Source organism: Cellulomonas pakistanensis (assembly GCF_016862755.1).
Lineage (GTDB): Bacteria > Actinomycetota > Actinomycetes > Actinomycetales > Cellulomonadaceae > Cellulomonas > Cellulomonas pakistanensis.
The window spans coordinates 1-9943 of the sequence record NZ_BONO01000042.1; the positions used below are offsets into that span (position 1 = coordinate 1).

Here is a 9943-nt window from a genome sequence, read left to right on the forward strand (position 1 = left end):
GGACCACCGACACGACCCGCCCCGCACCCCCGCCCCTGTGGACCACGCACGCCACCGCCACCTGTGGTCGTTCTCGTGCCGGGCGACGGCCATGACGAGCGCCCGCGTCCGGCGCCGCAGCGCCCGCCAGCCCTCCCCGCCCGCGGGCTCAGCCCAGCGGGACCTCCCACGACAGCAGCGTGCCGCGTCCACCCGGGGCCGCCCCGAGCGAGAACGTCCCGCCGTGCTGCCGTGCCCGCGCGGCGAGGTTGCCGGTGCCCGAGCGCCGGTCCCGGACCGCGGGCAGGCCGACGCCGTCGTCCTCGACCTCGACGTGCACGGTGCCGAGCGGCCCCGCACCGCGGACGGTGACGCGCACCGCGACCGAGGACGCGTGCGCGTGCCGCGCGGCGTTGGCCAGCCCCTCGCGGACCACGGCCACGACGTCGTCGGTGCGGTCGGGGCCGATCCGCTCGTCGATGAGGTCCGCGACGATGTAGTCGCCGTCGGGCACGGTCTCGCCGTCGAGCAGCACGACCAGCGACGGCGCGAAACCGAGCCCGGTGCGGGCGAGCGAGGCCTCGCGGCGCAGCCGCTCGACGATGCCGGTGGCCGCGTCGGGGTCGCGCAGCGCGTAGACGATCTGGCGGATCTGCCGGACCGAGGCGTCGACGTTGTCCAGCGCCTCCTCGACGATGGTCGTGAGCTCGGACGGGTCGACGCCGCGCGAGGCGCGCCGGCGGGCCGTCTCCAGCTGCATGCCGGTCGCGAACAGCTGCTGGATGGCCAGGTCGTGCAGGTCGCGGGCGATCCGCTCGCGCTCGTCCAGCAGCGCCGCCTGGTCCTGGGCGTGCCGGGCCTCCGCGAGGACGAACGCCAGCGCCGCCTGGGACGCGAACGACTCCGCGGTGGCCAGGTCGCCGGCGTCGAACGCCGGGGTGCCGACCTTGCGCAGCAGGATGAGGACGCCGACGCCCTTGCCGGTGGTCTGCAGCGGGGCGAACAGCGCCGAGCCGAACGCCCGCATGGCCGGCACGGTGATGCGGCTCGACCGCGCGAGCGAGTCCATGACCAGCCCCTGGCCCTCCTCCATGACGGACCAGGTCGGCCCGCCTGGGGTCAGGGGGGAGCCGACCAGCGCGTCCGCGTTGTGCCCGTCGGCGAGCTCGATGAGCAGCTCGCCCCCGACGCCGGGCAGGGCCAGTGCGGCGGTGTCGGCGTCGGCGACGTCCCGGGCGGTCGCGGCGATGTGCGCGAGCGCGTCCTCCTCGTCGGCGCCGGACAGCAGCATGGTGGTGATGTCCTGGCCCGCGCGCAGCCAGTGCTCGCGGCGCGCCCCCTCGGCGAACAGCTGGGCGTTGGCCACGGCGACGCCGGCGGTGGCGGCGAGCGCGATGACGGCGGTCGCGTCCTTCTCGGTGAAGCCCCCGTCCTTCTCGGACAGGTAGAGGTAGCCGTAGACCTGGTCGCGCACGCGCACGGAGGCGCCGAGGAACGAGCCCATCGGCGGGTGCCCGGCGGGCCAGCCGCGGAACGCCGGGTGCTGCGCGAGGTCGTCGAGCTGGAGCACGCCGTGCACGGGGATGTGCCCGAGCACGCCCTGGGCGTGCGGGGGGTGGCCCATCATCGCGGCCGCGGCGGCCGGGACGCCGGTCTGCACGAACGTGGTGGACTCGCCGCGGGAGTCGAGGACGTTGATCGCGCCGTACCGCGCCCCGGTGAGCTCGACGGACACCCGGACGAACCGCTCCAGCACGCCGGGCAGGTCGAGCCCGGAGGCGACCGACAGGACCGCGTCGAGCAGGTCGGCGAGCTCGTCACCGGTCTCCGAGGCGGTGCCGAGCTCCAGGTGCGAGCGGCCGCCGGGCTCCCGGACGTGGATGGTCGTGGTGACGCCGGGCCCGTACGTCGGCGCGGCCACGCCGAGCTCGGCCGCGCGGGCCTCCGCGGCGGCGGCGTCCTGGCGCCCGCGCACCGGGTCCCGGGGTCCGGTCAGCTCGTCGGCCATGTGCTCGTCCCACCCTCGTCCTGCTCGCTGGCGTGCGCCTCACCGTACTGGGCGTCCGTGGCGAGCAGGTGCGCGTGGGTGCCGCGCGCCGCGACCCGGCCGTCGCGGAGCACGAGGACCTCGTCCGCGGCGGCGAGCGGCGCCAGGCGGTGGGTGACGACGAGCGCGCCGCGGCGCGCGGCCGCAACGTCGTCCGCCGCACGCGGCGCGGCCAGCAGGTCGCCGACCAGGCGGTCCGCCGTGGCCGGGTCGAGGTGCTCGGCCGGCTCGTCGACCAGCAGCAGGGGAGCGGTGGCGAGGAGGGAACGGGCCAGCAGCAGCCGGCGCCGCTCGCCGCCGGACACCGAGCGGGCGTCCGGCCCGAGCGCGGTGCCCACGCCGTCGGGCAGGCCGGCGAGCCAGTCGCCGAGCCCCGCGAGGACCAGCGCGTCGCGGGCGTCGTCCTCGGTGGCGTCGCCGCGGGCGACCCGCAGGTTCTCCAGGACGGTGGTCTCGAAGACGTGCGCGTCCTCGGTGGTGAGCGCCAGCCGGGACAGCCGGACCGCCGGGTCGACGTCGGCGAGCGGGACGCCGTCGAGCAGCACCTCGCCGGCGCGCGGCGGCAGGAGGCCGGCGAGCGTGAGCAGCAGGGTGGTCTTGCCGACCCCGGACGGCCCCACGACCGCGACGCTCCGGCCGGGCGCCAGGTCGAGGTCGAGGCCGGTGACCACGGGCGCGCGGCCGGGCCAGCCGACGGCGAGGCCGCGGGCGGTGAGCCGGGGGCAGGGGCCGGCGGCCTCCTCGGGGGTGCGGGTGCCGAGCCCGGTCGCCGGGGAAACCGCCGCGGCGGGCGCCCCGGCCGCGACCCCGGCGGCGACCTCGTCGGGGGTCGCCGCGTCGTCCAGCAGCGCCATGAGCCGGCCCGCCGCGGCGCGCGACCGGTGGATCTGGATCGCGGCCGCGGGCAGCACGCTGGTCGCCTCGAACGCGGCGAGCGGGGTCAGCACGAGCACCGCGAGCTCGACCTCGGCGATGCGGCCGGCGGCCAGCGCGGGGACGCCGAGCAAGAGCGCCGCGAGCACCGCGATCCCGACGGCGAGGTTGCCCAGCCCCGCGGCGAGCGCGGCCGGTCCCGCGCCGCGGTCGGTCGCCCGCGCGAGGTCGGCGTCGGCGGTGCGCAGCCGGGCGAGCTCCGCGCCGGTGCGGCCCTGCACGGCCAGCGCGCCGGCGTCCTCGAGCAGCCCGAGGGAGGTCGCGGCCATCTCGGCGCGAGCGGCGGCCGCGCGCTGCTCGGTGGCGCGCGCGGCGCGCTGGGCCAGCCAGGGGGCGACCACGCCGGCGAGCACCAGGCAGGCGGCCAGCGCGACGCCCGCGGCGGGCAGGAACAGGCCCATCGCGATCGACGTGCCGACGCCGAGCACCGCCGCGACGGCGGCCGGCAGCAGGCCGCGCACGACGACGTCGCCGACGGCGTCCACGTCCGCGCCGACCCGGGCCAGCAGGTCGCCGCGGCGCAGGCCGAGCGTGGCGCCCGCTCGGCCCGCGGCGAGCCGCTCGTAGAGCGCGGTGCGGAGCCGGGCCATGCCGCGCAGGGCGACGTCGTGCGACACCAGGCGCTCGAGGTACCGGAACAGCGCGCGCCCGATGCCGAACGCGCGGACGCCCACCGTCGCCACGGAGAGCTTGAGCACCGGCGGCATCTGCGCCGCGCGCGTGATCAGCCACGCGGACGCGGCGGCCAGCGCCACGGCGCACCCGAGCGCCAGCACGCCGAGCAGCACGGCCAGGACGGCGCGGCGCGGGTCGACGTCGAGCAGCCGGACGGCCCGCCAGAGCGGGTCGGCGGCGAGCCGCCGGGTCAGGGGACCGCGGGGGCCGCGCGCGGCGGGCCGGGCCGGGGCCTCGGCGAGGGTGGTCGTGGTCATCGGTCGCCCTCCGCGGGGGCCGGGGCGGTGCCGGACAGGCCGGCCGTGCTGACGAGCGCCGACTCGGCGGCGCCGAGCCGGGCGACCGCCTCGCGCGGGCGCGGGCCGGCCGGGTCGTCGCCGTCGCGGGCGCCGTCACCGGCCGTGCCGTCCGCACCCGCCGACGGGGCCGAGCGGACCGTGACGACGGTGTCGGCCAGCGCGATCAGCGAGGCGCGGTGCGCGACCAGCACCACCGTGCGGCCGGCGTCCCTCAGCGCCCGCACGGTGTCGAGCACGACTCGCTCGCCCGCGGCGTCGAGGTGGGCGGTGGGCTCGTCGAGGACCACCAGCGGCGCCTCCGACAGCAGCGCGCGGGTCAGGGCCACGCGCTGCCGCTGGCCGACGCTGAGCCCGGCGCCGCCGCGGCCGAGGTCGGTGCGCCAGCCGTCGGGCAGGCCGGCGACGACGGCGTCCAGCCCGGTGAGGGCGGCGGCGGCGTCCCGGCGCGCACGCTCCGCGGGGGAGAGGTCGGCGTCCTCGGCGCCGGCGACGAGCCGCCCGACCGAGGCGGGCTCGAGCACCGGGCGCTGCGGCAGCCACGCCACCTGCGGCCAGTAGGTCTCCGGGTCGACGTCGGCGAGGGGCGTGACGCGGCCGTCGGCGTCGACGAGCTCGACGGCGCCGGCGTCGGGGCGCAGCAGGCCGAGCAGGACGTCGACGGTGGTGGTCTTGCCGGCGCCGCTCGGGCCGGTGACGGCGACGGTGCGGCCGGGCGCGAGCTCCAGGTCGAGGCCGGCCGGGGCGAGCAGGTCGCGGCCCGGCGCGCGCACGGTGACGCCCCGCATCCGGAGGGTCGCCCGGCGCAGGTCCGGCGCCGGCGCGGTCCCGGCGGCGGGCACGGAGGTGCCCAGGACGCGGAACACCTGGTCGGCCGCGGCGACGCCGTCGGTGGAGGCGTGGAACTGGGCGCCCACCTGGCGCAGCGGCAGGTAGACCTCGGGCGCCAGGATCAGGACCGTGAGCCCGGTCGTGAGGTCGAGGTGCCCGTAGACGAGCCGCAGGCCGATGCCGACCGCGACCAGGGCGACGGACAGCGTGGTGACGAGCTCGAGCACCATGCCCGACAGGAACGCGATGCGCAGGGTGCCCATCGTGGCCCGCCGGTGGGCGTCGCCCAGAGCCTGCACGCGCGCCGCGGGGCCGCGTTCCCGTCCGAACGCGCGCAGCGTCGGGAGCCCGGCGACGAGGTCGAGGACCTGCGAGCCGAGCCGCTGCAGGACGCGGAGCCCGCGCTCGGACCGGCCCTGGGTGAGCTGGCCGATGAGGACCATGAACACCGGGATCAGCGGGATCGTCCCCGCGGCCAGGGCGGCGGACACGGGGTCCAGGTCGAGGATCACGACCAGGACCGCGGGGGTGACGGTCGCCGAGAGCACGAGCTGCGGCAGGTACTTCACGAAGTACGGCTCGAGCGCGTCGAGCCCGCGGGTCGCGAGCGTCACGACGCGCGCTCCCTCGCCCTCGGCCAGCCAGCGCGGGCCGAGCGCGGCGGCGCGGGCGACCACCTGCTCGCGGAGCTCGGCGATCGCGCGCGTCGCCGCCCGGTGCGCGTACCGCTCCTGCACGGCGACGGCGAGCGCGCGCGCCGCGACGACGGCGGCCAGCCACCCGACCCGCGGGAGCAGGTCGGGCAGCGTGGCACCGTCGTGCGCGGCGGCGGCGAGCACCTGCGCGAGCAGGACCGCCTGGGCGATCACCAGCCCGGCCGTGACCAGCCCCAGGGCGACGGTCAGGGCCACGTACCCCCGGGCGGCGCGGGCGTACCGGAGCAGGCGCGGGTCGAGCGGCTTCACGCGGCTGATCGACTCCTCAGACCTTCGGGTCGCCGGCGGCGACGGAGGTCTGCTCCGTCTCCTTGCGGCTGATGACCGAGCCGAACGTGAGGCCGACGTGCTCGGGGATGTGGTCCGCGGAGATCCGCTTGCGGAACACCCAGTAGGTCCAGCCCTGGTAGAGCAGGACGACCGGGACCAGCAGCACGGCGACCCAGGTCATGATCGTCAGCGTGTAGTCCGTGGAGGACGCGTTGCGGATGTCCAGCGAGTTGGCCGGGTCCAGCGCCGGCATCACGTCGGGGAACATCGACCCGAAGATCAGCACGACGGCGGCGACGATGACGACGGCCGACCACACGAACGCCCAGCCCTCGCGCCGGGCGCGGGTCGTGAGCACGACGGCGAGCAGCGCCACGGCCGCGACGGCGACGGCCGCCCAGGTCCACGCCACGGAGTACGCGACCTGCGCCCACAGGGCCCACGCGGCGGCGACGACCAGCACCACCGGCGCCAGACGCTGTGCCAGTGCGCCGGCCCGCTCGCGCATGTCCCCGCTGGTCTTCAGCGACAGGAAGATCGCGCCGTGCAGCAGGAACAGGCTGAACGTCACGAGCCCGCCGAGCAGCGCGAACGGGTTCAGCAGCGCGAAGAAACCGCCGACGTACTGGTGGTTCGCGTCCAGCTCGACGCCGCGCACCAGGTTGGCGAACGCGACGCCCCAGAGGATCGCCGGGAGGTAGGAGCCGGCCATGATGCCGCGGTCCGCCCAGCGCCTCCACCGGTCGGTGTTGATCTTGCCGCGCCACTCGATGGACACGATGCGGAGGATCAGTCCGAGCAGGATCAGCAGCAGCGGGATGTAGAAGCCGGAGAACAGGGTCGCGTACCACTCGGGGAACGCCGCGAAGATGGCCGCGCCGGCCGTGATCAGCCACACCTCGTTCCCGTCCCACACGGGGCCGATGGTGTTGATCATGACCCGGCGGTCCTTGTCCTTCCGGCCCAGGACCGGCAGCAGCATCCCGACGCCGAAGTCGAAGCCCTCGAGGACGAGGTACCCGGTCCACAGGACCGCGATCAGCACGAACCAGATGACGGGGAGGTCCATCGCCGCGCTCCTCTCAGTAGGCGAACGACAGCGGGCGCTCGGCGGCGTCCGGGTCGTTCGGGTCGGGCTGGTTGTCGGGGTTGTCCGGGCTGTAGTCCTTCTCCGTGTCCGCGACGCCCTCGGCGGCGTACCGCTTCATCAGGCGGAACCAGAACACGGCCAGCACGCCGTAGACGAGCGTGAACGCGACCATCGAGATGACCACCGTGGTCGGGCTGACCACCTCGGAGACGCCGCGCTCGGTGAGCAGCCACACGCCGTCGACGCCGGTCGGGTTCGGGTACACCACCCAGGGCTGGCGGCCCATCTCGGTGAAGATCCAGCCGAACGCCGACGCGAGGAACGGGGTCGGGATGGCCCAGACGCCGACGCGGGCGAGCCACCTGTTGCCGGACACCCGGCCCTTGCGGGTCATCCACATCGCCATCAGGGCGAGGATCGCGGAGCCGGCCGCGAGGCCGATCATCAGGCGGAAGGCCCAGTAGGTGACCGTGAGGTCGGGGATGTAGTTGACGCCCTCGCCGTACTTCGCCTCGTACTCCGTCTGCAGGTCGTTCACGCCCTGCAGCGGGGCGTCGAAGTCGTTCAGCGCGAGGAACGACAGCAGGCCCGGGATCTCGAGGTAGTGCGTGACGCCCTCGCAGTTGTTCGTGAGGTCGCCGATCGCCAGCAGCGAGAAGGACGCGCCGTCGGTGCTCTCGCAGAGCGCCTCGGCGGCGGCCATCTTGGTGGGCTGCTGCTCGAACATGAGCTGGCCCTGCGCGTGGCCGGTGATGCCGAGCCCGATGCCGGCGACGACCATCGTCGCGACGCCGAGCCGCACCGCGGGGCGGTACACCGTGCGGGCCTCGTCGTCGCGGCCCTGGCGCACCAGCTTGACCATCCACCAGGCGGCGATGCCCGCGACGAACGTGCCCGCGGTGAGGAACGCGGCGGTGATCGTGTGCGGGAACGCGGCCCACAGCGTGTTGTTGGTGAGCACCGCCAGGACGTCGTTCATCTCCGCGCGGCCGGTCTCGGTGTTGAACACCGTGCCGACGGGGTGCTGCATCCAGGAGTTCGCCGCCAGGATGAAGAACGCGGAGGCGTTCGTCGCGAACGCGACCGCCCAGATGCTCAGCAGGTGGATCTTCTTGGGCAGCTTGTCCCAGCCGAAGATCCACAGCCCGAGGAAGGTCGACTCGACGAAGAAGGCGACGAGGCCCTCCATCGCCAGCGGGGCGCCGAAGACGTCGCCGACGAAGCGGGAGTACTCGGACCAGTTCATGCCGAACTGGAACTCCTGCACGATGCCGGTGGCCACGCCGATCGCGAAGTTGATGAGCATGAGCTTGCCGAAGAACTTGGTCAGCCGGAGCCAGGTCTCGTTGCCGGTCCGGACCCAGATGGTCTGCATGATCGCGACGAGCGGGGCGAGGCCGATCGTCAGCGGGACGAAGATGAAGTGGTAGACGGTGGTGACACCGAACTGCCAGCGGGCCAGGTCGAGGGCTTCCACGTGGAGTCCGTCCAGTCGCTCAGGCGGTTTGGGGGGCCGAACGGCCCAGGTCAGGGCCGATGCTCGAAGGTATTGCGCCCCGATTCACAAGCGTAGGACAAAGGTCCCCCGATCTGACGCGATGTCGTCTCGTTGTGACTGGATTCACGAGCGTGACCTAGCGCACGTCGCGAGGAGCTCTGTGCGATACTGACTCCGGTCTCCCGGGATCCACACACCCCGGGCGCCACCGTGCTCGCCGCACCAGCGCATCGCGCTCGCCAGGCGCCGCCGGCCGGCCGACCCCGATCCAGGGGCTCGTGCCGCCAGGCAGGCGATGGCGCCGAACGCCCGTGCAGCGACCGACACCGACGACTTCCGTCGCCGCGGGAACGCGAGCGACGACCGACAGCCCGACGGGCGCCGTGCGTGTGGCCGGCGTACCCGGGCGAGCAGGAGCACCGCGCGTGACGCTCGACAACACCTCGGACAGCACCACCACCACGGCCGCGCAGACGGGTGGTGACGCGCCGGCCGAGACCGGCACGGCGCCCCGCAAGCGTGCCACCCGGACCCGCGCCACGCGGGCCGCCAAGGCGGCGGAGCCGGCCGGCGACACCCTGGACTTCACCGTGGGCGACGCCGCCCCCGCCGACGCCGCCGCGCAGGAGGCGCCCGAGAAGCCGGCGCGCCGCCGCGCGCCGCGCAAGACGGCCGCGCAGAAGGCCGCCGAGGCCGCCGCCGCCGAGGAGGCCGCCACAGCCGAGACCGCGCAGGCCCCGGTGGAGGACACCGCCGCCGCCGCGCCCGCCGCCCCGACCGACGAGGCGCCCGCCGCCCCGAAGCGCCGCCGTGCGACCCGCAAGGCCGCCGCCCCCACCGACGCTCCGGCCGCGGACGCCGCATCCGCCGTCCCCACCGACGCTCGGGCCGCCGACGCCGCGCCCGCGGCCGACGCCGCGCCCGCCGAGCCGCAGGCCCCCGCCGCCGCGGACGCCGCGCCCGCCGCCGAGGTCGCGCCCGCCGCCGCGGAGCCCGAGGCCGCCGCGCCGGTCGCCACGCCGCCCGCCCGCCGGTCGCGCCGCGCCACCCGGCCCGCCGGCGCCGGCACCGCCGCCCCGGCCGCCCCCGTCGCCGAGGCCGCGCCCGCCGCGCCCACCGCCCCGGGCGTCGAGAGCGTCATCGAGGACCCCGAGGACGAGCAGGTCGCCGAGGCCGTCGAGCAGGCCGAGGAGACGTCGGCCGCCGCGCCGGAGAGCCGCCTGGACGTGCTGGCCGAGCTCGGCCGCGCCACCCAGCCCGCCGCGGAGCGCGAGCCGGCGCGCCGGTCCCGGGGGCGCCGGTCCACGCGGCCCGCCGAGGCGCCGGCCGAGCCGGTCGCCGAGCCCGCCGTCGAGCAGGCGCCGGCCGCCGCGCAGCAGCCCGCGTCGGAGCGGCAGGCCGCCGAGTCGCAGCAGAAGCAGGCCGCGCGCCAGGGCGGCGGCCAGAAGCCCGCCGACCAGGACCGCGCCGCGTCCGCGCGCCTCGCCACGACCGCCCTGCTGTTCCAGGCGCCCGAGGCCCCGCGCCGCCGGCGCCGCGCCCAGGCGCCGTCCGGCTCGCCCGAGACCATCTCCGCCGCGGCGCAGGCCGACCTCGAGGCCGCGCAGG

5 protein-coding genes and 1 pseudogene are annotated in these 9943 nt (G+C 76.5%); 1 reads left to right on the top strand and 5 read right to left on the bottom strand.

Annotation, left to right across the window (positions count from 1 at the left end):
• Positions 1-148 precede the first annotated feature (148 nt).
• Genes Cpa01nite_RS18185 through Cpa01nite_RS18205 form a run of 5 tightly spaced genes read right to left on the bottom strand, consistent with a single transcriptional unit; the run spans position 149 to position 8314 of the window.
• Entirely contained in the window at positions 149-1987 is a 1839-nt protein-coding gene (locus Cpa01nite_RS18185; protein WP_203670279.1) for a GAF domain-containing sensor histidine kinase, read from the bottom strand.
• Positions 1972-3891 carry a thiol reductant ABC exporter subunit CydC gene (gene cydC, locus Cpa01nite_RS18190; protein WP_203670280.1) on the bottom strand — a complete coding sequence of 640 codons (1920 nt, stop codon included), beginning with the start codon at positions 3889-3891 and terminating at the stop codon, positions 1972-1974. Before cydC ends, Cpa01nite_RS18185 begins: the two co-directional genes overlap by 16 nt.
• The gene (cydD, locus tag Cpa01nite_RS18195) at positions 3888-5726 is read right to left on the bottom strand and encodes a thiol reductant ABC exporter subunit CydD (protein ID WP_203670281.1); all 1839 of its coding nucleotides are present in this window, start codon (positions 5724-5726) and stop codon (positions 3888-3890) included. The genes cydC and cydD overlap by 4 nt, the downstream gene beginning before the upstream one ends.
• A gap of 16 nt (positions 5727-5742) precedes the next feature.
• A complete protein-coding gene (cydB, locus tag Cpa01nite_RS18200; RefSeq protein WP_203670282.1) occupies positions 5743-6816 on the bottom strand; it encodes a cytochrome d ubiquinol oxidase subunit II in 1074 nt (357 codons plus the stop codon).
• Between the two features lie 13 nt (positions 6817-6829).
• On the bottom strand, positions 6830-8314 hold the full coding sequence (locus Cpa01nite_RS18205) for a cytochrome ubiquinol oxidase subunit I (protein WP_203670283.1): 1485 nt from the start codon (positions 8312-8314) through the stop codon (positions 6830-6832).
• A gap of 446 nt (positions 8315-8760) precedes the next feature.
• Between Cpa01nite_RS18205 and Cpa01nite_RS18210 the strand changes: the two are divergent.
• Positions 8761-9943: pseudogene (locus tag Cpa01nite_RS18210) on the top strand (hypothetical protein); the annotation flags it as partial.